General features: G+C 53.5%; 22 protein-coding genes and 2 tRNA genes. 5 read left to right on the top strand and 19 right to left on the bottom strand.

Translation table 11 applies throughout. The features are described from left to right. Positions 1-176: 176 nt before the first annotated feature. The 7 genes from rpsO to Electrica_RS02555 all read right to left on the bottom strand — a co-directional run bounded on the left by rpsO (position 177) and on the right by Electrica_RS02555 (position 7,053). Entirely contained in the window at positions 177-446 is a 270-nt protein-coding gene (gene rpsO / locus Electrica_RS02585; protein WP_004868066.1) for a 30S ribosomal protein S15, read from the bottom strand. 147 nt (positions 447-593) lie between these two features. Further along, entirely contained in the window at positions 594-1,538 is a 945-nt protein-coding gene (gene truB, locus Electrica_RS02580) for a tRNA pseudouridine(55) synthase TruB (protein WP_131048472.1), read from the bottom strand. Then, positions 1,538-1,939 (bottom strand): 30S ribosome-binding factor RbfA, encoded by a 402-nt coding sequence (rbfA, locus tag Electrica_RS02575; RefSeq protein ID WP_004106092.1) that lies wholly within the window; start codon positions 1,937-1,939, stop codon positions 1,538-1,540. The genes truB and rbfA overlap by 1 nt, the downstream gene beginning before the upstream one ends. A 154-nt stretch (positions 1,940-2,093) precedes the next feature. After that, positions 2,094-4,778: a translation initiation factor IF-2 gene (gene infB / locus Electrica_RS02570; protein ID WP_100685546.1), complete on the bottom strand. Its 2,685-nt coding sequence runs from the start codon at positions 4,776-4,778 to the stop codon at positions 2,094-2,096. A 24-nt stretch (positions 4,779-4,802) separates the two neighbouring features. Then, the gene (gene nusA, locus Electrica_RS02565; protein ID WP_032690584.1) at positions 4,803-6,290 is read right to left on the bottom strand and encodes a transcription termination factor NusA; all 1,488 of its coding nucleotides are present in this window, start codon (positions 6,288-6,290) and stop codon (positions 4,803-4,805) included. Positions 6,291-6,317: 27 nt separating this feature from the next. Then, complete coding sequence (gene rimP, locus Electrica_RS02560; protein WP_004868075.1) at positions 6,318-6,770, bottom strand: ribosome maturation factor RimP; 453 nt, start codon at positions 6,768-6,770, stop codon at positions 6,318-6,320. Between the two features lie 206 nt (positions 6,771-6,976). After that, positions 6,977-7,053 (bottom strand) — tRNA-Met (locus Electrica_RS02555). Between the two features lie 454 nt (positions 7,054-7,507). Here Electrica_RS02555 and argG point away from each other — a divergent pair. Then, the gene (gene argG / locus Electrica_RS02550) at positions 7,508-8,851 is read left to right on the top strand and encodes an argininosuccinate synthase (protein ID WP_131048471.1); all 1,344 of its coding nucleotides are present in this window, start codon (positions 7,508-7,510) and stop codon (positions 8,849-8,851) included. A gap of 357 nt (positions 8,852-9,208) precedes the next feature. Here argG and Electrica_RS02545 read toward each other — a convergent pair. From Electrica_RS02545 to rlmE, 6 genes are all read right to left on the bottom strand, one after another. After that, positions 9,209-9,295 (bottom strand) — tRNA-Leu (locus tag Electrica_RS02545). 14 nt (positions 9,296-9,309) lie between these two features. Further along, complete coding sequence (secG, locus tag Electrica_RS02540) at positions 9,310-9,639, bottom strand: preprotein translocase subunit SecG (protein WP_100684841.1); 330 nt, start codon at positions 9,637-9,639, stop codon at positions 9,310-9,312. Between the two features lie 304 nt (positions 9,640-9,943). Then, the gene (gene glmM / locus Electrica_RS02535; RefSeq protein WP_141963306.1) at positions 9,944-11,281 is read right to left on the bottom strand and encodes a phosphoglucosamine mutase; all 1,338 of its coding nucleotides are present in this window, start codon (positions 11,279-11,281) and stop codon (positions 9,944-9,946) included. Then, positions 11,274-12,122, bottom strand: a complete 849-nt coding sequence (gene folP, locus Electrica_RS02530; protein WP_141963304.1) for a dihydropteroate synthase — start codon at positions 12,120-12,122, stop codon at positions 11,274-11,276. The genes glmM and folP overlap by 8 nt, the downstream gene beginning before the upstream one ends. A 103-nt stretch (positions 12,123-12,225) precedes the next feature. Further along, complete coding sequence (ftsH, locus tag Electrica_RS02525) at positions 12,226-14,160, bottom strand: ATP-dependent zinc metalloprotease FtsH (protein ID WP_141963303.1); 1,935 nt, start codon at positions 14,158-14,160, stop codon at positions 12,226-12,228. A 99-nt stretch (positions 14,161-14,259) separates the two neighbouring features. Next, complete coding sequence (gene rlmE / locus Electrica_RS02520) at positions 14,260-14,889, bottom strand: 23S rRNA (uridine(2552)-2'-O)-methyltransferase RlmE (RefSeq protein WP_004106110.1); 630 nt, start codon at positions 14,887-14,889, stop codon at positions 14,260-14,262. Positions 14,890-15,013: 124 nt separating this feature from the next. Here rlmE and yhbY point away from each other — a divergent pair, with 124 nt between their 5' ends. Continuing rightward, entirely contained in the window at positions 15,014-15,307 is a 294-nt protein-coding gene (gene yhbY, locus Electrica_RS02515) for a ribosome assembly RNA-binding protein YhbY (protein WP_004139797.1), read from the top strand. A gap of 152 nt (positions 15,308-15,459) precedes the next feature. Here the strand turns inward: yhbY and greA are convergent, their stop codons facing one another. Further along, entirely contained in the window at positions 15,460-15,936 is a 477-nt protein-coding gene (greA, locus tag Electrica_RS02510; RefSeq protein ID WP_004868107.1) for a transcription elongation factor GreA, read from the bottom strand. A 235-nt stretch (positions 15,937-16,171) separates the two neighbouring features. Here greA and dacB point away from each other — a divergent pair, with 235 nt between their 5' ends. Next, positions 16,172-17,605, top strand: coding sequence for a serine-type D-Ala-D-Ala carboxypeptidase (dacB, locus tag Electrica_RS02505; RefSeq protein ID WP_100684845.1), 1,434 nt, complete (start codon positions 16,172-16,174; stop codon positions 17,603-17,605). Between the two features lie 110 nt (positions 17,606-17,715). On the opposite strand, the gene cgtA is transcribed toward dacB, so the two are convergent. The 4 genes from cgtA to rplU form a co-directional block, all read right to left on the bottom strand. Continuing rightward, complete coding sequence (cgtA, locus tag Electrica_RS02500; protein ID WP_100684846.1) at positions 17,716-18,894, bottom strand: Obg family GTPase CgtA; 1,179 nt, start codon at positions 18,892-18,894, stop codon at positions 17,716-17,718. 15 nt (positions 18,895-18,909) lie between these two features. Then, on the bottom strand, positions 18,910-19,875 hold the full coding sequence (locus Electrica_RS02495) for a DMT family transporter (protein WP_100684847.1): 966 nt from the start codon (positions 19,873-19,875) through the stop codon (positions 18,910-18,912). 95 nt (positions 19,876-19,970) lie between these two features. After that, entirely contained in the window at positions 19,971-20,228 is a 258-nt protein-coding gene (rpmA, locus tag Electrica_RS02490) for a 50S ribosomal protein L27 (protein WP_003861831.1), read from the bottom strand. Between the two features lie 19 nt (positions 20,229-20,247). Next, the gene (rplU, locus tag Electrica_RS02485) at positions 20,248-20,559 is read right to left on the bottom strand and encodes a 50S ribosomal protein L21 (RefSeq protein WP_004106123.1); all 312 of its coding nucleotides are present in this window, start codon (positions 20,557-20,559) and stop codon (positions 20,248-20,250) included. A 260-nt stretch (positions 20,560-20,819) separates the two neighbouring features. Between rplU and ispB the strand changes: the two genes are divergently transcribed. Both ispB and sfsB read left to right on the top strand, forming a co-directional pair. After that, on the top strand, positions 20,820-21,791 hold the full coding sequence (gene ispB, locus Electrica_RS02480; protein WP_141963301.1) for an octaprenyl diphosphate synthase: 972 nt from the start codon (positions 20,820-20,822) through the stop codon (positions 21,789-21,791). A 200-nt stretch (positions 21,792-21,991) separates the two neighbouring features. Beyond that, positions 21,992-22,264, top strand: a complete 273-nt coding sequence (gene sfsB / locus Electrica_RS02475; protein WP_100684849.1) for a DNA-binding transcriptional regulator SfsB — start codon at positions 21,992-21,994, stop codon at positions 22,262-22,264. Positions 22,265-22,343: 79 nt separating this feature from the next. Here sfsB and murA read toward each other — a convergent pair whose 3' ends face one another. After that, the gene (murA, locus tag Electrica_RS02470; RefSeq protein WP_131048467.1) at positions 22,344-23,603 is read right to left on the bottom strand and encodes a UDP-N-acetylglucosamine 1-carboxyvinyltransferase; all 1,260 of its coding nucleotides are present in this window, start codon (positions 23,601-23,603) and stop codon (positions 22,344-22,346) included. Positions 23,604-23,644 lie beyond the last annotated feature (41 nt).

The raw sequence follows: 23,644 nt of genomic DNA, 5'->3' as shown, positions 1-23,644 counted from the left end.
TGCATCCTCGCGACTAATGACAACCTTTACCCGCCCCTGCGGATCAAGCCTCTCATTAGCCGCGCGAACCTCTGCACGAAGATCATTAATAGCAACAATACATGAGTTTTTAGTGAATTGCTGCCGCCTGGTCGAAAAAAGGGGCCCTGAGGCCCCTTTTTCTGAAACTCGCAGAATTAGCGACGCAGACCCAGACGCTCGATCAGCGAAGAGTAACGTGCAACATCTTTACGTTTCAGGTAGTCGAGCAGTTTACGACGCTGGGAAACCATGCGCAGCAGACCACGACGGCTGTGGTGATCTTTTTTATGCTCGGAGAAGTGACCCTGCAGATGGTTAATCTGTGCAGTCAGCAGTGCAACCTGAACTTCGGTAGAACCGCTGTCGTTTTCGCCACGACCAAACTCAGAAACGATTTTTGCTTTAGCTTCAACGCTTAGAGACATTTTAAAACTCCAGATTTAAAAGAAAGAAAGGGTGCCGATCTCTAATTCAGCGACCCCTGATGCAACGCCCGAAAATGTTAAAACACTTTTGCGGACATTAAGCGGCGATATTCTACCCGCAGCTGACTGTTATCGCAAGAACAGCCCTCAAGCCGGGTATTCGACAACCAGACGACGCGGCGCCACACGGCCTTCATCGTCAATCTCACCCATACCGAGAAACTTCCCGTCTTCACCTTCCGTCACCCGCACCAGGCCCTGTAGCGGGGCTCCCGTTGTACGGACCGGATTGCCATTCTTAAAGTAAATAGCCGATGTTTCGGGAATATTAACCAGCGGATAGTCCGACGCCGGGCTGTCCATAGCCATCAGCAGCGGATCGAGCAGCTGAGCGGCAGGAATATCCTGCGCCATCGCCTGTTCAACCAGCGCCTGCAGCTGCTCCAGCGTCACCATCCGCTCAACCGGATATTTGCTGACGGCCAGACGGCGTAGATAAATAACGTGTGCGCCACAGCCCAGTTTCTCACCCAGATCGTCAATAATCGTCCGAATATAGGTGCCTTTGGAGCAGTGAATTTCCAGCTCCAGCTCATCCCCTTCGTGGCGGATAAACAGCAGCTCATAGACGTTAATCGGCCGGGCTTCACGCGGGACATCAATCCCCTGACGGGCATATTCGTAGAGCTTTTTCCCCTGGTATTTCAGCGCCGAATACATCGACGGTACCTGTTGGGTTTCGCCACGGAAACTGTCCAGCGCCGCCGCCAGCTGTTCGTCGCTGAAGGCCAGCGGACGTTCTTCCACCACCAGGCCGTCGGCGTCAGAGGTGTCGGTACGCTGTCCGAGCTTCGCAATCACCCGATAGCGCTTATCGGAATCCAGCAGATACTGGGAAAATTTGGTGGCTTCGCCGAGACAAATCGGCAGCATGCCGGTTGCCAGCGGATCCAGCGCACCGGTATGCCCTGCGCGGTTCGCGTTATAGATACGTTTGACTTTCTGCAGTACATCGTTGCTGGACGCGCCCTGAGGTTTATCCAGCAACAGCACGCCATGCACATCGCGACCGCGACGACGAGGACGACTCATCAGTCCTCCTTGCTGTCGTCCGGGTTCACACGACGCTCATCGTCATGCTTCACCACGCTGGTTACCAGGTTAGACATACGCATCCCTTCAACCAGTGAGTTGTCGTAGAAGAAGGTCAGTTCCGGCACGATACGCAACCGCATCGCTTTCCCCAGCAGGGAACGGATAAAGCCGGATGCTTCCTGCAATGCTTTGATGCCGGCTTTAACTGCGGCTTCGTCTTTGTCGTTCAGAAAGGTCACGAAGACTTTGGCATAAGCCAGATCGCGGGACATTTCAACGCCGGAAACGGTGGTCATCATACCCAGACGCGGGTCTTTAATTTCGCGTTGCAGGATGATAGCAATCTCTTTTTGCATCTCCTGAGCCACGCGCTGCGGGCGACCAAATTCTTTCGCCATAATAAATTCTCCAGATAAAGACAAAAAAGGGGCCATAAGCCCCTTTTTAGAATGATTGCCGGGTGGCGCTTTGAAGCCTGATGGCGCTACGCTTATCAGACCTACAACCCGGACGTAGGCCCGGTAAACGCAGTGCCACCGGGCATAACGAAGATTACGCGATGGTACGCTGGATCTCGATGATTTCGAACACTTCGATCATATCGCCAACGCGAACGTCGTTGTAGTTCTTCACGCCGATACCACATTCCATGCCGTTACGGACTTCGTTAACGTCATCTTTGAAGCGGCGCAGGGACTCCAGCTCGCCTTCGTAGATAACCACGTTGTCACGCAGAACGCGGATTGGGTTATGACGTTTAATCGTCCCTTCGGTAACCATACAGCCCGCGATAGCACCGAATTTCGGCGATTTAAAGACATCGCGCACTTCAGCCAGACCAATGATCTGCTGTTTCAGTTCCGGAGACAGCATACCGCTCATCGCCGCTTTCACTTCGTCGATCAGGTTATAGATGACGGAGTAGTAGCGCAGATCCAGGCTTTCAGATTCAATCACTTTACGCGCAGAGGCATCGGCACGCACGTTGAAGCCCACCAGGATGGCGTTGGATGCCGCAGCCAGGGTCGCGTCGGTTTCGGTGATGCCACCTACGCCAGAACCGATGATCTTCACTTTGACTTCGTCGGTAGACAGTTTCAGTAAAGAGTCGGAGATCGCTTCCACAGAACCCTGAACGTCCGCCTTCAGTACGACGTTCACTTCGTGAACTTCGCCTTCAGTCATGTTAGCGAACATGTTCTCGAGTTTAGATTTCTGCTGACGCGCCAGTTTAACTTCACGGAATTTGCCCTGACGATACAGCGCAACTTCACGCGCTTTCTTCTCGTCACGAACGACGGTCACTTCATCACCCGCAGCCGGAACACCGGACAGACCGAGGATTTCCACCGGAATGGACGGACCCGCTTCCAGAACTTCCTGACCCAGTTCGTTACGCATCGCACGAACGCGACCGTATTCGAAGCCGCACAGTACGATATCGCCCTTGTGCAGAGTCCCTTCGCGAACCAGAACGGTTGCCACCGGACCACGACCTTTATCCAGGAAGGATTCGATAACCGCGCCGCTGGCCATACCGTTACGTACCGCTTTCAGCTCCAGAACTTCAGCCTGCAGCAGAATAGCATTCAGCAGGTCATCAATACCGGTACCCGCTTTCGCAGAAACAGGGATGAACTGAGATTCGCCGCCCCACTCTTCCGGCATTACGCCGTACTGAGACAGTTCGTTTTTAACGCGATCCATGTCCGCTTCAGGTTTGTCGATCTTGTTGACCGCAACCACTACCGGCACCTGAGCCGCTTTTGCGTGCTGGATAGCTTCGATAGTCTGTGGCATCACGCCATCGTCGGCAGCGACAACCAGAACAACGATATCCGTTGCCTGCGCACCACGAGCACGCATTGAGGTAAACGCGGCGTGGCCCGGGGTATCCAGGAAGGTGATCATCCCGTTTTCAGTTTCAACGTGATAGGCACCGATGTGCTGGGTAATACCACCCGCTTCGCCGGATGCCACTTTGGTTGAACGAATGTAGTCCAGCAGAGACGTTTTACCGTGGTCAACGTGACCCATGATGGTCACAACCGGTGCACGGGCTTCTGCCGCAGCGCCGGTATCACGGTCGCTCATTACCGCTTCTTCCAGTTCGTTCTCACGACGCAGGATAACTTTGTGGCCCATCTCTTCGGCAACCAGCTGTGCGGTTTCCTGGTCGATGACCTGGTTGATGGTCGCCATCGCGCCCAGCTTCATCATCGCTTTGATGACCTGAGAGCCTTTGACCGCCATCTTGTTAGCCAGCTCGCCAACGGTGATGGTTTCACCGATGATAACGTCACGGTTTACAGCCTGCACAGGCTTCTGGAAGCCCTGTTGCAGAGAAGAACCTTTACGCTTGCCGCCTTTGCCGCCACGAACGGCTGCACGGGCTTCTTCACGATCGGCTTTTGATTCGGCGTGCTTGTTGCCTTTCTTCGGACGCGCAGCTTTGCTGTTGCGACCGCGACCACGACCGCCTTCAACTTCACGATCGTTATCATCTTCAGCCTGACGAGCGTGCTGAGACGTCGTCACGTGATAATCGCTGGTTTCTTCTGGAGCGTCTGGCGTTTCGGTCCAGTTCTTTTCGTTTTCTGCAGCCATACGGCGTGCTTCGTCCGCTACGCGGCGCGCTTCTTCTTCAAGCTTGCGACGTGCTTCTTCTTCCGCTTTACGTTTCAGCTCTGCTGCTTCGTTTTCACGGCGGATCTTTTCAGCCTGGGCGCTTTTTGTCATGTCGTCGGTTTGTTGATTGCTCACTTTGTCTTTTTCCGCAGCTTCACGTTTCGCTTTCTCAGCGACTTCACGTTTAGCTTGTTCTGCGGCCTCACGTTCAGCTTTTAATTGCGCCTCTCGCTTGGCAGCTTCTTCTGCCTCGCGGTGGGCCTGCTCTTCCGCTTCACGCTGCGCCTGCTCTTCCGCGGCAAGGCGTTCTGCCTCTTGCGGGTCGCGTTTCACAAAGGTGCGCTTCTTGCGGACTTCGATTTGTACCGATTTACTTTTACCACCGGTACCTGGAATATTTAACGTGCTGCGCGTTTTGCGCTGCAGCGTCAGCTTGTCGGGCGCCGAACCGTGTTCGCGGTTCAGGTGCGTCAACAAGGTCTGCTTCTCTTGCGCCGTCACAGAATCATCAGCCGATTTGCGAATCCCTGCATCAGCAAATTGCTGTATCAGGCGATCCACAGAGGTCTGAATCTCTGAGGCCAGCGCTTTAATGGTCACATCTGTCATGCTGTTCCTTCCTGCTACAGTTTATTACGCTTCGTCGCCGAACCAACAAATATTACGGGCGGCCATGATGAGCTCTCCGGCTTTTTCGTCGGTCAACCCTTCGATATCAGCCAGATCATCAATGCCCTGCTCGGCGAGATCTTCCAGCGTACAAACACCACGGGCAGCCAGTTTGAAAGCCATCAAACGTTCTAAACCTTCCAGATTTAATAAATCATCGGCAGGTTTAGTATCTCCCAGGCTTTCTTCCTGAGCCAGCGCCAGCGTGGTCAGCGCGTTTTTCGCACGCTCGCGAAGTGCTTCAACGGTGGCTTCATCCAGACCGTCGATTTCCAGCAGTTCTTTCACCGGCACATAGGCCAGTTCTTCCAGCGTCGCGAAGCCTTCTTCAACCAACAGCGTGGCGAAATCTTCATCAATATCAAGATATTTGGTGAAGGTATCGATAGCCGCGTGGGCTTCGGCCTGATGCTTCGCCTGCAGGTCGTCAACGGTCATTACGTTGAGTTCCCAGCCGCTCAGCTGTGAGGCCAGACGGACGTTTTGACCGTTACGGCCAATCGCCTGCGCCAGATTGCCCGCTTCAACCGCGATATCCATGGTGTGTTTATCTTCATCCACCACGATAGATGCGACGTCAGCCGGTGCCATCGCGTTAATCACGAATTGCGCCGGGTTATCATCCCACAGGACGATATCGATACGCTCGCCGCCCAGTTCGGTCGAAACCGCCTGAACGCGTGCGCCACGCATACCTACGCAAGCGCCAACCGGGTCGATACGCTTATCGTTGGTTTTCACCGCAATCTTGGCACGGGAACCCGGATCGCGAGCGGCAGCTTTGATTTCGAGAACTTCTTCGCCGATTTCCGGTACTTCAATACGGAACAGTTCAACCAGCATTTCCGGCTTAGAACGGGTCACGAACAGCTGAGCGCCGCGCGCTTCCGGACGAACCGCATACAGGACACCGCGAATACGGTCACCCGGACGGAAGTTCTCACGCGGCAACATATCTTCACGCAGGATCACGGCTTCAGCATTGCTGCCCAGATCGAGAGTGATGTTATCGCGGTTTACTTTCTTCACCACGCCGGTGATGATTTCACCTTCGTGCTCGCGGAACTGATCGACAACCATGGCGCGTTCAGCTTCACGCACTTTCTGTACGATAACCTGTTTCGCGGTCTGCGTAGTGATACGGTCGAAGGTGACAGATTCAATCTGGTCCTCAACGTAGTCACCGGGATTCATGCTTTCGTCTTCGTAGCGCGCCGCTTCCAGCGTAATTTCGCGCGTCGGCTGGGTCACTTCTTCAACGACCAGCCAGCGACGGAAAGTGTCGAAATCACCGCTTTTACGGTCAATCTCTACGCGAACGTCGATCTCTTGTTCATATTTTTTCTTGGTAGCCGTTGCCAGAGCACTTTCCAGCGCTTCGAAAATCTTTTCGCGCGGCAGCGCCTTTTCGTTGGAAACGGCTTCAACAACAGCCAAAATTTCTTTGTTCATCGGGGCCTTTCACCTCAATCCAGACTGTTAAAAGTGGGGAACCAGGTTCGCCTTCTGGATGTTACTCAGCGCGAACACTTCATCTTTGCCTTCGACGGTTACCGTGATCATTTCACCGTCTACCGCTTTGATAATGCCCTGCCATTTGCGACGGTTCTGTACCGCCATACGCAATACCAGCGCGACTTCCTCACCGGAAAAACGCTCATAGTGTTCGGCGGTAAACATCGGGCGATCGAGACCAGGTGAAGACACTTCCAGGTTGTAAGCTACGGTGATGGGATCTTCGACATCCATGACAGCGCTGACCTGGTGGCTCACATCAGCACAATCATCAACATTGATGCCATCATCACTATCAATATAGATGCGCAGTGTGGATGTGCGACCGCGAATGAATTCGATGCCGACCAGCTCAAAGCCAAGCGCCTCAACTGGCGCCGTGAGCATCTCTGTTAATTTTTGCTCTAATGTGGACAAACCCACCCCCAAGACATAAAAAAAGGGCGTATAGCCCAGTTATTCTGAAGTCAGATAACAAAAAACCCCGATAAATCGGGGTTTTAGATAACTGAACCCTGCGATCGCAACTGCGATCTGGAACACCTTCCAGGAGAATTCTTTCAAATTCGGATACGAAGGACCAGGTCCTCACAGTATATTTGAAAAAGTACTCAATGGGAAAGTGGTTGCGGGGGCCGGATTTGAACCGACGACCTTCGGGTTATGAGCCCGACGAGCTACCAGGCTGCTCCACCCCGCGCCTGAAACGTGGCATATTTTACTCTTATTGAGCAAAAGACGCAAATACTGCTGGGATTTGGTACCGAGGACGGGACATAAAATCGTGGTAAAGTTTATTGATAAACTCTATATTTTGTCAACACGTATTTTATCTTCTCCTGTTCTCGTTTGTGCTGCCATCTCGCTCTTTTTTAGCAAAAAAGCAATGAAGCACTTCCTGTCATCCGCAAAAGATGATTAAATGAAAACTCACAATTAATGCATAAACATGCAATAAAAACCTATTCCATTTGACGCCATTGTTACCGCCTCTTTGGCTACGGAAAGCGCGCAGTCACCAGCGCAGCGTCAAAGCTCGTGAAGATTATGCTCTTTGTCCGGAGAAAAACCGGCAGGCAGAATAGTCAAATGGGACAGGTTCTACGACTTGATAAACCGAACTCACAACAGTCTATCTAGCAGGGTTTTATTTTATGACGACGATTCTTAAGCACCTCCCGGTTGGTCAACGTATTGGTATCGCTTTCTCCGGTGGTCTGGATACCAGCGCCGCACTGCTGTGGATGCGCAAAAAAGGCGCAGTTCCTTATGCCTATACCGCAAACCTGGGCCAGCCTGACGAAGACGATTACGATGCCATCCCTCGTCGCGCCAAAGAGTACGGTGCAGAAGGCGCTCGTCTGATCGACTGCCGTAAGCAGCTGGTCGCAGAAGGCATCGCCGCGATTCAGTGCGGTGCTTTCCACAATACCACCGGCGGTTTAACCTACTTTAACACCACCCCGCTGGGCCGCGCGGTAACCGGCACCATGCTGGTTGCCGCGATGAAAGAAGATGGCGTCAACATCTGGGGTGACGGCAGCACTTACAAAGGCAACGATATCGAACGTTTCTATCGCTATGGCCTGCTGACCAATGCCGAGCTGAAAATTTACAAACCGTGGCTGGATAGCAACTTTATCGATGAGCTGGGCGGTCGTCAGGAAATGTCCGAGTTCATGATTGCCTGCGGCTTTGACTATAAAATGTCCGTTGAAAAAGCCTACTCCACCGACTCCAATATGCTGGGCGCAACGCACGAAGCGAAAGATCTGGAGTTCCTCAACTCCAGCGTGAAAATCGTTAACCCGATCATGGGCGTCAAGTTCTGGGACGAAAGCGTTAAAATCCCGGCCGAGGAAGTGACTATCCGTTTCGAGCAGGGTCACCCGGTGGCATTGAACGGTAAAACCTTCAGCGATGACGTCGAGCTGATGCTGGAAGCAAACCGCATCGGCGGCCGTCATGGTCTGGGCATGAGCGACCAGATTGAAAACCGTATTATCGAAGCGAAAAGCCGTGGGATCTATGAAGCCCCGGGGATGGCGCTGCTGCATATCGCTTACGAGCGTCTGCTGACCGGCATTCACAACGAAGATACTATCGAGCAGTACCATGCCCATGGTCGTCAGCTGGGCCGTCTGCTGTATCAGGGCCGTTGGTTTGATTCCCAGGCGCTGATGCTGCGTGATAGCCTGCAACGTTGGGTGGCCAGCCAGATTACCGGCGAAGTGACGCTGGAGCTGCGTCGCGGCAATGATTACTCCATCCTGAACACCGTCTCCGATAATCTGACCTACAAGGCAGAGCGTTTGACGATGGAAAAAGGCGACTCCATGTTCTCCGCAGAAGATCGTATCGGCCAGTTGACAATGCGTAACCTGGATATCACCGATACCCGTGACAAGCTGTTTGGTTACGCGCAATCTGGCCTGCTGAGCGCCTCTACGGCTACCGGCCTGCCGCAGGTTGAAAACCTGGAAAACAGAGACAAATAATCTCCGTTCATCGACACTCTCAGCCGACGCTAACCCGTCGGCTTTTTTTAAGCCTGAAATCTGACGATAAAAATCAGGCCCTGCGGTTATTCACAAAACGAACGCTCCGCCACAGAAACGTGGATCACGCTGCCTCATCATTTATTTCTTACGTATTAATGCTCGCCGGACGGCAACTGATAAAGCATTCACACAGCAAATGATAACCAGCGATACCTTATCGCATCATTTTATCTCTGCGGAATAAATACGGTTTTCATCACGACGAAGGGAGGGTATGGCGGAACTCATGGCGAAATGATGAGCTTAATCGAAATACAAAAAAAGACGCTTTTCAGCGTCTTTCTTGCGGAATATTGGTACCGAGGATGGGACTCGAACCCACAAGCCCGTTAGGGCACTACCACCTCAAGGTAGCGTGTCTACCAATTCCACCACCTCGGTACGGATACTGCTTATCAGTGCGGGATATCGCTGCTCGGCTGTGCCGGAGCTGCTGGCTGAGTCTGCTCGGTTTTCGGCGCGCTCAGATTGTCCCACTCACTTCCTTTATTGGTCTTGTTGCTGTTGATATTGCCCAGCACCAGACTGATGATGAAGAACAACGCAGCCAGGATACCGGTCATGCGGGTCATGAAGTTACCAGAACCGCTGGATCCAAACAACGTGCCGGAAGCGCCTGCTCCGAAGGAGGCTCCCATATCAGCGCCTTTACCTTGCTGCAGCATGATCAGACCCACGAGGCCAATCGCTACAATAAGGAAAACAACTAAAAGAGCTTCTTGCATAATCAACCTGTTCCTTGCGGATTCGCCGCATACCAATTGCTTCAACCAATAAAGCGGGAGGTTTTAATGTTTCCCACTGAAGCGGGTGTGAATACTAACCAAAGCGAATGACCTTCGCAAGGGCAATTTCAGCGCATTGTATCAACTGCGGAAAAAAACAGCAAAAAACGATTTTTGGGCGAAGAAAAGGCGGCAAGCGCCGCCTTTTTAAACACTTAGCGCCCTGTCAGTCCGCATGATTATTTCACGCTGCCCGGCGCTGACGGCACCACTGCGCAGACGAGAAAATCAATCACCGGCTTAATCAGGCGTTTTTCACCGCATCGGCGATACGATGCGCGAACTCATGTACCTGCTCTTCGTGCTCGCCTTCGACCATGACGCGAATGAGTGGCTCGGTACCTGATTTGCGTAGCAGCACACGGCCACGGTTGCCCAATGCCGCTTCCACTTCAGCCATGACCGCTTTCACATTTTCATGTTCCAGCGGGTTACCGCTACCTTCAGTGAAACGAACGTTGACCAGGATTTGCGGGAACATTTTCATACCGCTACACAGGTCATGCAGACTCATATGGTTACGCACCATCGCCGCCACAACCTGCAGACTCGCGACGATACCGTCACCGGTGGTGGTTTTATCCAACAGGATAACGTGGCCAGAGTTTTCCGCCCCGATACGCCAGCCTTTCTCCTGCAGTTTCTCAAGGACATAGCGGTCACCCACTTTAGCCCGGACAAACGGAATGCCTAGCTGTTTGAGCGCCAGCTCCAGCCCCATATTACTCATTAACGTTCCCACCGCGCCGCCGCGCAGTTGGCCCTGCCGCAGACCTTCGCGGGCGATGATATACAGAATCTGGTCGCCATCGACCTTGTTACCTTCATGGTCGACCATAATGACCCGGTCGCCATCGCCATCATAGGCGATACCCAGATCGGCTTTTTCGGCCAGTACGCGCGCCTGCAGGGCGCGAACGTCGGTCGCGCCCACTTCTTCGTTGATATTGAGCCCGTCCGGCTCACAACCAATCGCAATCACCTTTGCACCCAACTCGCGGAACACATTCGGCGCAATGTGATAGGTCGCGCCATGCGCGCAGTCGACCACCACTTTTAGCGCATTCAGGCTCAGTTCGTTCGGGAAAGTACCTTTGCAGAATTCAATATAACGACCGGCGGCATCGACAATCCGGCTGGCTTTGCCCAGTTCGGCCGAATCGACGCAGGTCAGCTCTTTTTCCATTTCCGCTTCAATCGCCTCTTCTACGTTATCCGGCAGCTTTGTGCCTTCAATAGAAAAGAACTTGATCCCGTTGTCATAGAACGGGTTATGCGAAGCTGAAATGACAATCCCTGCTTCAGCACGGAAGGCTCGCGTCAGGTAAGCCACCGCCGGAGTCGGCATCGGGCCGGTGAAAGAAGCAGAAAGCCCCGCCGCAGCCAGTCCCGCCTCCAGCGCCGATTCCAGCATATAGCCGGAGATACGGGTATCTTTACCAATAATGATTTTGCGTGAACCGTGGCGCGCCAGCACCTTGCCCGCAGCCCAGCCCAGTTTGAGCACGAATTCCGGGGTAATTGGCGCATCACCCACGCGGCCACGGATACCATCGGTGCCAAAATATTTGCGGTTACTCATAACGTTTATTTTCCTTTGTGCTCAGAGTGGCTTCCACCACGCGTAGCGCTTCTACCGTTTCTTTGACGTCATGGACGCGAATAATCTGCGCGCCCTGCATCGCTGCAATCACTGCACACGCCAGGCTGCCGTTGAGGCGTTCCGTCGGCCCGACGTTAAGCAGTTGGCCAATCATCGATTTACGCGACATACCGACCAGCAACGGGAGACCGAACCGGTGGAACTCGCCGAGTCGAGCAAGTAGCTCATAATTATGGGTAAGATTTTTACCGAAACCGAATCCTGGGTCGAGTAACAATTTCTCTTTTGCGATACCCGCCTGCTCACAGCGCACGATATGCTCGGTAAAAAAGCGGGCGACATCGGCAAAGACATCATTGTATTTCGGCGCTTCCTGCATCGTTTTTGGCTGTCCCTGCATATGCATCAGACACACCGGCAGGCCGGTTTGCGCAGCGGCTTCCAGCGCCCCAGGCTCGGTCAGCGAACGGATATCGTTAATAATATGCGCGCCTGCCCGTGCGGACTCACGGATCACTTCTGGCTTCGAGGTGTCTACCGAGATCCAAACTTCAAAACGTTGAGCAACGGCTTCCACGACCGGAATCACACGCGCCAGCTCTTCTTCGACGCTCACATCCAACGCTCCCGGGCGGGTCGATTCGCCGCCGATGTCAATGATAGTCGCTCCCGCGTTTATCATCAGATTGGCATGCTTAACCGCCTCCACGAGCGAGTTATGTGTGCCGCCATCGGAGAATGAATCTGGCGTGACGTTAAGGATCCCCATCACATGCGGATGGGAGAGGTCGAGGGTTGAGCCCTGGGCTACGAGTTTCATCGCGAAATCCATAAATCCGGAAGGTTAATAAAAAGAAAAACCCCGGAGCGGCAAGCGCCCCGGGGTTTCGATATACACAACAACATCAACAGCAGCAGCTAACTTATTTGTCGCCCAGTTGCTCTGACATGGTATTACCCGGGTTCGGCGTACGCGGTTCATCGACCGGACGCGGCGCACTCGGGGTGCCATTATTGCCAGAGTTATTGGTGCCGTTCGGATCTTCCCATCCCGCAGGTGGGCGAACTTCACGACGGGCCATCAGGTCATCAATCTGCGGTGCGTCGATGGTCTCATATTTCATGAGCGCATCTTTCATCGAATGCAGGATGTCCATGTTGTCATTCAGAATCTGACGCGCACGACCGTAGTTACGTTCAATCAGCGCTTTCACTTCCTGATCGATGATCCGTGCCGTTTCATCGGACATATGTTTCGCTTTCGCGACGGAACGGCCGAGGAACACTTCCCCCTCTTCTTCCGCGTACAGCAGCGGACCGAGTTTGTCGGAGAAGCCCCATTGCGTCACCATGTTGCGCGCCAGGTTGGTCGCGACTTTAATATCGTTCGACGCACCGGTAGAAACATGTTCCACACCGTAGATAATCTCTTCCGCCAGACGACCGCCGTAGAGGGTCGAAATCTGGCTTTCCAGCTTCTGACGGCTGGCGCTGATAGCATCGCCTTCCGGCAGGAAGAACGTCACACCCAGCGCACGACCGCGTGGGATAATCGTCACCTTGTGCACCGGATCGTGTTCCGGCACCAGGCGACCGATAATCGCATGGCCCGCTTCGTGGTAAGCAGTAGATTCTTTCTGCGCTTCCGTCATCACCATGGAGCGACGTTCCGCGCCCATCATGATTTTGTCTTTCGCTTTTTCGAACTCGACCATCGATACCACGCGCTTGTTGCCACGGGCAGCAAACAGAGCGGCTTCGTTGACCAGGTTCGCCAGGTCAGCGCCCGAGAAGCCCGGGGTACCGCGCGCGATAATTGCCGCGTCGATATCCGGCGACAGCGGGACGCGACGCATGTGAACTTTCAGAATCTGTTCACGACCGCGCACATCCGGCAGCCCCACGACAACCTGACGGTCAAAACGGCCTGGACGCAGCAGCGCCGGGTCAAGCACGTCCGGACGGTTGGTCGCCGCGATAACGATAATGCCTTCGTTACCTTCGAAGCCATCCATCTCAACCAGCATCTGGTTCAGCGTCTGTTCGCGTTCATCGTGACCGCCACCCAGACCAGCGCCACGCTGGCGACCGACGGCGTCGATTTCATCGATGAAGATAATGCACGGTGCCGCTTTCTTGGCCTGTTCGAACATGTCACGCACACGAGATGCGCCCACGCCGACGAACATTTCAACGAAGTCAGAACCAGAAATGGTGAAGAACGGCACTTTCGCTTCACCGGCGATAGCTTTCGCCAGCAGCGTTTTACCGGTACCCGGAGGGCCGACCATCAAGACACCTTTCGGGATTTTACCGCCCAGCTTCTGGAAGCGGCTCGGTTCACGCAGGTATTCAACCAGCTCACCGACTTCCTCTTTCGCTTCATCGCAACCGGCGACATCGGCAAAAGTGGTTTTGATCTGGTCTTCCGTCAGCATACGGGCTTTGCTTTTGCCAAAGGACATCGCGCCCTTTCCGCCGCCGCCCTGCATTTGCCGCATGAAGAAGATCCAGACGCCGATCAGCAACAGCATCGGGAACCAGGAAATAAAAATGGAAGCCAGCAGGCTCGGTTCTTCCGGCGGTTCGCCAACCACTTTGACGTTTTTCGTCAACAGGTTATCGAGCAGCTTCGGATCGTTGACCGGAATGTAAGTCGTGTAACGGTTACTATCGTTCTTGGTAACGTTGATCTCACGTCCGTTGATACGCGCTTCGCGAACCTGGTCCTGATTGACCTCTTGCAGGAAGGTTGAATAATCCACCTTACGGCCATTAGACTCGCTGGGCCCAAAGCTCTGGAATACTGACATCAGCACAACGGCAATGACCAGCCAGAGTATTAGGTTTTTCGCCATGTCACTCAAGGGATTAACCTCTTATTACAACTGTGTTAAAAACAGCGTCAGGATACTCTATATCCAGCGTCTTTCAAACTTTCGTTTGAAATCTACCGGTTATGGTTTACGCCCGGTCGCTACAATGTACACTTCACGCGAACGCGCGCGAGAAGAGTCCGGCTTACGAACTTTGACCTTCGTAAACAGGGAGCGAATTTCTCTTAGATACTCATCGAAGCCTTCGCCCTGGAACACCTTCACTACAAAACTACCACCCGGCGCTAATACATCACGAGCCATTCCAAGCGCCAGCTCCACCAAATACATGGCCCGGGGAATATCCACCGCCGGTGTTCCACACATGTTTGGTGCCATATCGGACATGACAACCTGCACTTTACTGTCACCTACGCGCTCAAGTAACGCTTTCAGAACTAATTCATCACGAAAGTCGCCCTGAAGGAAGTCCACACCAACAATTGGATCCATCGGTAAAAGATCGCAAGCGATGATGCGACCGCTGTTTCCGATTTGCGTAACCGCATATTGCGACCAGCCACCGGGTGCAGCGCCGAGGTCAACAATGGTCATCCCCGGTTTAAAAATCTTGTCACTTTGCTGTATTTCATCAAGTTTAAACCAGGCACGGGAACGTAACCCCTTTTTCTGCGCCTGTTGAACATATTTATCGCTAAAGTGTTCCTGAAGCCAGCGGCTTGAGCTGGCAGAACGCTTTTTACCTGTCATTTAACATTCCCGTTTCGGGTTCATCATACTTTGCGACGTAAAAATCGACACGGTAGTTTGGCGATATATGGGAGATGGCGGTAGAATGAACCGTTTTCAATCCCAACGTAAGCAAAAAAATACGATGAATCTGAGTACTAAACAAAAACAGCACCTGAAAGGTCTGGCACATCCGCTCAAGCCGGTAGTTATGCTTGGCAACAATGGTTTGACCGAAGGGGTACTGGCCGAGATCGAACAAGCGTTAGAGCACCATGAACTCATCAAGGTGAAAATCGCATCGGAAGACCGCGAAACTAAAACCTTGATCGTGGAAGCTATCGTGCGCGAAACCGGCGCCTGTAACGTACAGGTCATCGGTAAAACGCTGGTCCTGTATCGCCCAACTAAAGAGCGTAAAATCTCGCTGCCACGCTAAGAATATCCTGAATCTCGACACAACTTTGTGTAAAACGAGGGATTTCTACGGGTAGACGAGCAAAATGCCATGCTCCGGACGTTGATAAAAGGCCGCTATGCGGCCTTTTTCCTTTCTTTACAATCCATCAACATGGTAGCGGGAAATACGAACTAAAGGTACTCGACCTTGATAATTTCGTATTCTACTTCGCCGCCTGGTGTGCGGATTGTCACTACATCATCCTGTTCTTTACCGATCAAACCACGGGCAATCGGTGAATTCACCGAGATCAGATTTTGCTTAAAATCAGCCTCATCATCACCCACGATGCGGTAAGTCTGTTCTTCATCGGTATCGAGGTTCAGGACCTTGACCGTCGCACCAAAAATCACCCGCCCGTTGTTCGGCATTTTGGTGATATCGATAACCTGCGCATTGGACAGTTTAGCTTCAATATCCTTAATACGGCCTTCGCAGAAACCTTGCTGTTCGCGGGCTGCGTGGTACTCAGCGTTCTCTTTCAGATCGCCATGTTCGCGCGCATCGGCAATAGCAGCGATGATTTCAGGACGACGAACGGACTTCAGAAAATCCAGTTCTTCGCGAAGTTTTTCAGCACCACGTAAGGTCATCGGAATAGCTTGCATTTGTTATACCTCTTTATCATTCCTTCATGGAACGGACGCCGCCGTTCCGCCACCAGTCAGGCCTTGGGCAGGACAGGAGCAAAAAGAAAACCAACCCGGAAAACATTCCCCAGGTCAGCAGCAATTTTCAATTTGATACGTATTTTACCCTGAAGTTCACTATGGGTCATCGTTTACTTTACAGGGTATTGCACCGTAGTATGACGGCTCGGTTTCAGGTTGTTAGCGCGAGATTATGCGATTTCCCAGATTTATCATCGGATTGACTGCCGGTATAGCGCTCAGCGCTCAGGCGGCGAACATTGACGAATATATCACCCAGCTTCCTGCAGGTGCTAACCTCGCCTTCATGGCGCAGAAGGTTGGCTCCCCGACGCCGGAGATAGACTTCCACAGTCAGCAAATGGCGCTCCCCGCCAGTACCCAGAAGGTGATAACCGCGCTGGCCGCTCTGCTGCAGCTCGGGCCGAACTTTCGTTTTACCACCACGCTGGAAACCAAAGGCAGCCTTGAAGGCGGCGTGCTAAAAGGCGACCTGATAGCCCGTTTTGGCGGCGATCCGACGCTGAAACGTCAGGATATTCGCAATATGGTGGCAACGCTAAAAAAAGCAGGCGTCCAGCGGATCGAGGGGAACGTGTTGATTGATACCTCGGTCTTCGCCAGCCATGACATGGCCCCAGGCTGGCCGTGGAACGACATGACCCAATGCTTTAGCGCCCCACCGGCGGCCGCTATCGTCGATCGTAACTGTTTTTCTATCTCACTTTATAGCGCACAGAAACCTGGCGATCTGGCCTTTATTCGCGTCGCGTCGTACTACCCGGTGACGATGTTTAGCCAGGTGAGAACGCTGGCCCGCGGCTCCGCCGAGGCTCAGTACTGCGAACTCGACGTGGTGACAGGCGACCTGAACCGTTACACCCTGACGGGTTGTCTGCCACAGCGTAGCGAGCCTTTACCGCTGGCTTTCGCCATTCAGGACGGCGCGAGCTATGCTGGCGCGATCCTGAAGTCCGAACTGACCCAGGCGGGGATTACCTATAGCGGGACGCTGCTGCGCCAGACTCTGGCGAACGATCCGGGAACCGTGCTGGCTACCACACAATCAGCTCCGCTGCACGATCTCCTGCGGATCATGTTAAAAAAATCAGACAACATGATTGCGGACACCGTCTTTCGCACCATCGGTCACGCTCGTCTCGGCGTACCGGGAACCTGGCGCGCCGGTTCGGATGCGGTACGCCAGATCCTGCGCCAACAGGCCGGCATCGATCTGGGTAATACGATTATCGCCGACGGTTCCGGTCTGTCGCGGCATAACCTGATTGCGCCGGCGACCATGATGCAGGTGCTGCAATATATCGCCCAGCACGATAATGAACTCAACTTCATCTCGATGCTGCCGCTGGCTGGCCACGATGGCTCGCTACAGTATCGCGCTGGCCTGAATCAGGCAGGCGTTGATGGTAAAGTGTCGGCCAAAACCGGTTCTCTGCAGGGCGTTTACAACCTCGCAGGCTTCATCACCGCCGCCAGCGGGCAAAAAATCGCCTTCGTACAATATCTGTCAGGATATGCGGTACCGCCTGCGGATCAGCGCAACCGCCGGATCCCGCTGGTACGCTTCGAGAGTCGGTTATATAAGGATTTGTACCAGAACAACTAAGACAAAAGGGCCGCATCAGATGCGGCCCTTTTTCGTGCGTTCTGAAGCGCTTTCCGGCATATCCGGGCAGCGTCGCCCCGATCGGCAATATACCGGGGCGCTCCAGCAACTTAACGCTTATAGATGAACTCGACGCCTTCTTCGTCGTCTTCGTCCCAGTCGTCATCCCAGTCTTCGTCGTCTTCGACTGCAACTTCGGCTTCTTCAAGCTGCTGGCGGTGGTAGTCATCCCACATAAACTCGACTTTTTCAGGCGCTTTCTCTTCCGCTGCATGCACGATTGGGTTTTCGATGATAAAGGTCATCACGTCCCAGCACAGATCTTTGACGCCCTGCTGGCTTGCCGCGGAGATCAGGTAGAACTTCTCTTCCCAGCCCAGCGCATCGGCAATGGCTTTCGCCTTCGCTTCAGCTTCCGCTTTATCCATCAGGTCAATCTTGTTGAAGACTAACCAGCGTGGCTTCTCAGCCAGCTTCTCGCTGTATTTCTCCAGCTCACCGATGATAATGCGCGCGTTCTCAACCGGATCAGAACCATCAATCGGTTCGATATCGATGAGGTGCAGCAGCACGCGGCAGCGTTCAAGGTGCTTCAGGAAGCGAATACCGAGGCCTGCGCCTTCTGCTGCGCCTTCGATAAGCCCAGGAATATCGGCGACAACGAAGCTCTTCTCGTTATCCATACGCACAACGCCAAGGCTCGGCACCAGCGTGGTAAACGGATAATCGGCCACTTTCGGCTTCGCCGCAGAAACGGCGCGAATGAAGGTAGATTTACCGGCATTCGGCATACCCAGCATCCCGACGTCTGCCAGCAGCATCAGCTCCAGCTGCAGATCGCGCTTGTCACCCGGCGTCCCCATCGTTTTCTGACGCGGAGTACGGTTGACGGACGATTTGAAACGGGTGTTGCCCAGACCGTGCCAGCCGCCTTTAGCGACCATCAGACGCTGACCATGCTGAGTCATATCGCCCATGACTTCGCCGGTCCCTTGATCGATAACACGGGTCCCTACAGGTACTTTTATCGAGACGTCTTTACCACGTTTGCCGGTACAGTCGCGGCTCTGACCATTCTGTCCACGCTCGGCGCGGAAAGATTTTTCAAAACGGTAGTCGATCAGGGTGTTCAGGTTTTCGTCCGCTTCCAGCCAGACATCACCGCCATCACCACCGTCGCCGCCGTCCGGGCCGCCTCTCGGGATATATTTTTCACGGCGGAAGCTAACGCAACCATTGCCGCCATCACCTGCTACGACCAGGATTGTTGCTTCATCAACAAACTTCATTTTACTCTCCGAAAATCATTCGCCTGAGCGGGGCAGCGGTACAACCGCTTCACGCTTACGTAAGCCACCCCAAAGACGGTGGCCTATGGCGGAATACATCGCGCCCGCAACCACGACAAACGCACCGAGATAACCTAACAGGTTTAACATCGGTCTGGCGAAAACATCGGGCCAGGCCAGTGATAATAAATCTGAAAAAAGCAGCGTAAACAAAGGCGTTAAGGTAATCAACGCGCTCACCTGAGCTGCCTGCCAGCGCGCCATGGCTTCCGCCAGCGCACCGTAGCCTACCAGGGTATTTAACCCACAGAAAATCAGGCACGCCAGCTGCCAGTGGCTTAACGCCAGAACCTGCGAGAGCGTCGCCAGCGGCAGCAACGCTATCGTACATAAAGTGTACAGCAAAAAGAGGATCTGCTGTGACGCCAGGCGGCGTAATAACACCTTTTGCGCGACGCCGTAGCTGACCCAGACCGCAGCCGCTGCAACGCCAAAAATTACCCCCCACGTGTAATCCGTCAGGCGGGTAAAAATCTCAATCAGGCTGGTGTTAAAGAACATCACCAGCCCGCAAATCAACATCAAGGCTCCCACAACCTGGGTACCGCGCATTTTCTCCTTAAGGATGAATACGCTGGCCACCATCATGCCGACCGGAGATAGCTGGCCGATCACCTGAGACGCCGTGGGGCTAAGATATTGCAGGGAAGAACTGAACAGAATGAAGTTACCAAACAGGCCGCCCGTCGCAATGGCCAGCAGCACCAGCCAGCGCGGTTTGCGAAACAGGCGCAGCGGCGGCAGTCTACCTCTGATAGCGAGGATTATGCCAAGGCCGATGCTTGCCATCAGAAAGCGATAAAACACCACCGTCGGCGGTTCCATCACTTCAAGGACCTGCTTCATGGCAATGGGCAGTGCCCCCCAGCACATCGCGGTGGTGAGCGCCAAAACAATGCCAATGCCGGCCTGCTGCTTCATACCCGTTTTCCCTGCAGAAAAATATCCGGGATTCTAATGTAAAAAGCCCCGCAACACGTTGCGGGGCTTTAATCCGTTACCGGACCACGAAAAACTTACTCAGCAACGATGCTGATGTATTTACGGTTGTTCGGGCCTTTAACTTCAAATTTCACTTTACCGTCTGCTTTAGCAAACAGAGTGTGGTCACGACCGCAACCTACGTTGGTGCCTGCGTGGAATTTGGTGCCACGCTGACGAACGATGATGCTACCCGCCAGAACGGATTCGCCACCGAAACGCTTAACGCCCAGGCGTTTAGCTTCTGAGTCGCGACCGTTACGAGTTGAGCCGCCAGCCTTTTTATGTGCCATTTAAATCTCTCCTCAGGTCTTAGGCGCTGATGCCAGTAATTTTCACATCAGTGAACCACTGACGATGGCCCTGCTGCTTACGGTAGTGTTTACGACGACGAAACTTAACGATTTTAACTTTCTCGCCACGACCGTGAGCAACAACTTCAGCTTTGATTACGCCGCCCTCAACGAAAGGAACGCCGATCTTGATTTCTTCACCGTTTGCGATCATCAGCACTTCAGCGAACTCAACAGCTTCGCCAGTTGCGATGTCCAGCTTTTCCAGGCGAATGGTCTGACCTTCGCTTACTCGGTGTTGTTTACCACCACTTTGGAAAACCGCGTACATATAAAACTCCGCTTCCGCGCACCTCTTCGTGTGATTCAGAGTGCGCTATAAATATTCACAATAGGGCGCGAATATTACGCAAAACGCGAGCCTTTGACAAGAGCGATTAGCGATCAACGCAGAAAAAAAACACAACTTTCACGCTAACGTTTATCTATGGCAATTTTTCAGTACAATCATAGCTTCGTTTAATTCTATCTTAATCCTTCTGTGAACCCACCTGGATTCGCGGTAACAGGACATGTGGCCCGGCTTTTGCGATGAATTTAGAAAAAATCAATGAGTTAACCGCGCAGGATATGGCGGGTGTCAATGCGACAATCCTTGAGCAACTTGACTCAGATGTTCAGCTTATCAATCAATTAGGCTATTACATCGTTAGCGGAGGCGGTAAACGTATTCGTCCGATGATTGCGGTTCTTGCTGCCCGGGCAGTGGGTTACCAGGGCGAGGCGCATGTCACTATTGCCGCACTGATCGAATTTATTCATACCGCTACCTTGCTGCATGATGATGTCGTTGATGAATCCGATATGCGCCGCGGCAAGGCGACGGCAAACGCCGCTTTTGGCAACGCGGCCAGCGTGCTGGTTGGTGATTTTATCTATACCCGCTCTTTCCAGATGATGACCAGCCTCGGCTCGCTAAAAGTGCTGGAAGTGATGTCTAAAGCCGTTAACGTCATTGCCGAGGGCGAAGTGCTGCAGTTGATGAACGTCAACGACCCGGACATCACTGAAGAAAACTATATGCGGGTCATTTACAGCAAAACTGCCCGCCTGTTTGAAGCCGCCGCGCAGTGTTCCGGCATCCTGGCGGGTTGTACCACCGAACAGGAGCAAGCGCTGCAGGATTATGGTCGTTATCTCGGCACGGCATTCCAGCTGATCGACGATTTACTGGACTACAGTTCTGACGGCGAGCGCCTCGGCAAAAACGTGGGTGATGACCTGAACGAAGGCAAACCGACCTTACCGTTATTGCATGCCATGCGTCACGGTACTCCGGAGCAGTCAGCGATGATTCGCGGCGCGATTGAGCAAGGCAACGGGCGTCACCTTCTTGAGGCGGTTCTCGAGACGATGGCGACCTGCGGTTCCCTGGAGTGGACCCGTAAACGCGCGGAAGAGGAAGCGGACAAAGCCATTGCTGTACTTCAGGTATTACCGGATTCCCCGTGGCGTGAAGCGCTTATCGGTCTTGCCCATATCGCGGTTCAGCGCGACCACTGATCCCCCCAGCCCCGTTCCCGTGCCCGGCGCGGGAACGCCCCAGAAGTTCCAGTAAAATTCGCGAAATGTCTTTTATCCTGGTATATTCCGAATATTGAGACACCTTACAAGAACTTGTTAGAACTTAATTAAACCTGGGAGTATAGTCATTCCGTTGCTCACATATCAGGCAAACGGGATTATCACCACCAGGAGAATTTATGGAAAAGTTCATCGACTGGCATCCGGCAGACATCATTGCCGGACTGCGCAAAAAAGGGACGTCGCTGGCAGCGGAGTCGCGGCGTAACGGTTTGAGTTCTTCAACGCTGGCGAATGCATTGACCCGGCCATGGCCAAAAGGCGAACTGATCATTGCTCATGCGCTGGATACCAAGCCGTGGGTTATCTGGCCCTCACGCTATCATGACCCGGAGACACATCAGTTTATCGACAGAACGCAGATGATACGCCAGAAGAAAGAGAGTGTATGAAGACGGTTCGCTAAGTGAAACAGAACGGAATAAAAAACAGCCCCAGGACACACGTCAAGGGGCTGTTATCACTACAGATTTACTCGCCTTTTACGCGTTCGATATTCGCGCCCAGCGCCTGCAGTTTATCTTCAATGCGCTCGTATCCACGATCGATGTGGTAGATACGATCGACAATCGTGGTCCCTTCCGCGATACAGCCAGCGAGGACCAGACTTGCTGACGCTCGCAGATCGGTCGCCATCACCTGAGCACCGGAGAGTTGCGCCACGCCGTGGCATATCGCCGTATTGCTTTCGATCTCCGCGTGCGCGCCCATACGGATCAGTTCCGGAATGTGCATGAAACGGTTTTCAAAGATCGTTTCGGTAATCACGCCGGTCCCTTCCGCCACCAGGTTCAGCAGCGTGAACTGCGCCTGCATGTCGGTCGGGAATCCCGGGTGTGGCGCGGTGCGCACATTAACAGCTTTCGGACGGTTGCCGTGCATATCCAGGCTAATCCAGTCTTCGCCGGTTTCAACATCAGCGCCCGCATCGCGCAGCTTGGCCAGTACGGCATCCAGGGTATCAGGCTGTGCGTTGCGGCACACAATTTTACCGCCGGATATTGCCGCAGCGACCAGGAAGGTACCGGTTTCGATACGGTCAGGCAGAACGCGGTATACGCCGCCACCCAGACGCTCTACGCCTTCGATGGTGATACGGTCAGTTCCCTGACCTTTAATTTTCGCGCCCAGCGTGTTGAGGAAGTTCGCCGTATCGACGATCTCCGGCTCGCGTGCGGCGTTTTCAATAACGGTGGTGCCTTCCGCCAGCGTCGCCGCGCTCATAATGGTCACGGTCGCGCCAACGCTGACCTTATCCATCACAATATGCGCGCCTTTAAGACGTCCATTAACCGACGCCTTCACATAACCTTCTTCCAGTTTGATCTCTGCGCCCAGTTGCTCAAGGCCAATAATATGCAAATCGACCGGACGCGCGCCGATAGCGCAACCGCCCGGCAGAGAAACCTGACCCTGACCAAAGCGTGCCACCAGCGGGCCCAGCGCCCAGATAGAAGCACGCATCGTTTTGACCAGATCGTACGGCGCGCAGAAGACGTCGACCGGGCCCGCATCGATCCAGACTGAGCCATTGCGCTTCACTTTGGCACCGAGCTGGCTCAGCAGTTTCATCGTGGTATCGATGTCTTTCAGTTTAGGTACGTTCTGGATCTCAATCGGCTCATCTGCCAGCAGTGCGGCAAAGAGGATCGGCAGGGCGGCATTTTTCGCACCGGAGATGGTGACTTCCCCCTGGAGGCGTGTCGGCCCCTGAACACGGAATTTATCCATTGATTCTGTTCTCTGTTAAGAATTCACATACGCTGCGGGGA

It is taken from the genome of Klebsiella electrica (assembly GCF_006711645.1).
Classification (GTDB): domain Bacteria; phylum Pseudomonadota; class Gammaproteobacteria; order Enterobacterales; family Enterobacteriaceae; genus Klebsiella; species Klebsiella electrica.
Note: the sequence above shows the minus strand (reverse complement) of the source record. Positions and strands in the feature narration are given on the sequence as shown.

Bases quoted from the DNA above. Each gene is read 5' to 3' on its own strand.
- rpsO (WP_004868066.1), bottom strand. From the start codon at position 446: ATGTCTCTAAGCGTTGAAGCTAAAGCAAAAATCGTTTCTGAGTTTGGT.
- truB (WP_131048472.1), bottom strand. From the start codon at position 1,538: ATGAGTCGTCCTCGTCGTCGCGGTCGCGATGTGCATGGCGTGCTGTTG.
- rbfA (WP_004106092.1), bottom strand. From the start codon at position 1,939: ATGGCGAAAGAATTTGGTCGCCCGCAGCGCGTGGCTCAGGAGATGCAA.
- infB (WP_100685546.1), bottom strand. From the start codon at position 4,778: ATGACAGATGTGACCATTAAAGCGCTGGCCTCAGAGATTCAGACCTCT.
- nusA (WP_032690584.1), bottom strand. From the start codon at position 6,290: ATGAACAAAGAAATTTTGGCTGTTGTTGAAGCCGTTTCCAACGAAAAG.
- argG (WP_131048471.1), top strand. From the start codon at position 7,508: ATGACGACGATTCTTAAGCACCTCCCGGTTGGTCAACGTATTGGTATC.
- secG (WP_100684841.1), bottom strand. From the start codon at position 9,639: ATGCAAGAAGCTCTTTTAGTTGTTTTCCTTATTGTAGCGATTGGCCTC.
- glmM (WP_141963306.1), bottom strand. From the start codon at position 11,281: ATGAGTAACCGCAAATATTTTGGCACCGATGGTATCCGTGGCCGCGTG.
- folP (WP_141963304.1), bottom strand. From the start codon at position 12,122: ATGAAACTCGTAGCCCAGGGCTCAACCCTCGACCTCTCCCATCCGCAT.
- ftsH (WP_141963303.1), bottom strand. From the start codon at position 14,160: ATGGCGAAAAACCTAATACTCTGGCTGGTCATTGCCGTTGTGCTGATG.
- rlmE (WP_004106110.1), bottom strand. From the start codon at position 14,889: ATGACAGGTAAAAAGCGTTCTGCCAGCTCAAGCCGCTGGCTTCAGGAA.
- yhbY (WP_004139797.1), top strand. From the start codon at position 15,014: ATGAATCTGAGTACTAAACAAAAACAGCACCTGAAAGGTCTGGCACAT.
- greA (WP_004868107.1), bottom strand. From the start codon at position 15,936: ATGCAAGCTATTCCGATGACCTTACGTGGTGCTGAAAAACTTCGCGAA.
- dacB (WP_100684845.1), top strand. From the start codon at position 16,172: ATGCGATTTCCCAGATTTATCATCGGATTGACTGCCGGTATAGCGCTC.
- cgtA (WP_100684846.1), bottom strand. From the start codon at position 18,894: ATGAAGTTTGTTGATGAAGCAACAATCCTGGTCGTAGCAGGTGATGGC.
- Electrica_RS02495 (WP_100684847.1), bottom strand. From the start codon at position 19,875: ATGAAGCAGCAGGCCGGCATTGGCATTGTTTTGGCGCTCACCACCGCG.
- rpmA (WP_003861831.1), bottom strand. From the start codon at position 20,228: ATGGCACATAAAAAGGCTGGCGGCTCAACTCGTAACGGTCGCGACTCA.
- rplU (WP_004106123.1), bottom strand. From the start codon at position 20,559: ATGTACGCGGTTTTCCAAAGTGGTGGTAAACAACACCGAGTAAGCGAA.
- ispB (WP_141963301.1), top strand. From the start codon at position 20,820: ATGAATTTAGAAAAAATCAATGAGTTAACCGCGCAGGATATGGCGGGT.
- sfsB (WP_100684849.1), top strand. From the start codon at position 21,992: ATGGAAAAGTTCATCGACTGGCATCCGGCAGACATCATTGCCGGACTG.
- murA (WP_131048467.1), bottom strand. From the start codon at position 23,603: ATGGATAAATTCCGTGTTCAGGGGCCGACACGCCTCCAGGGGGAAGTC.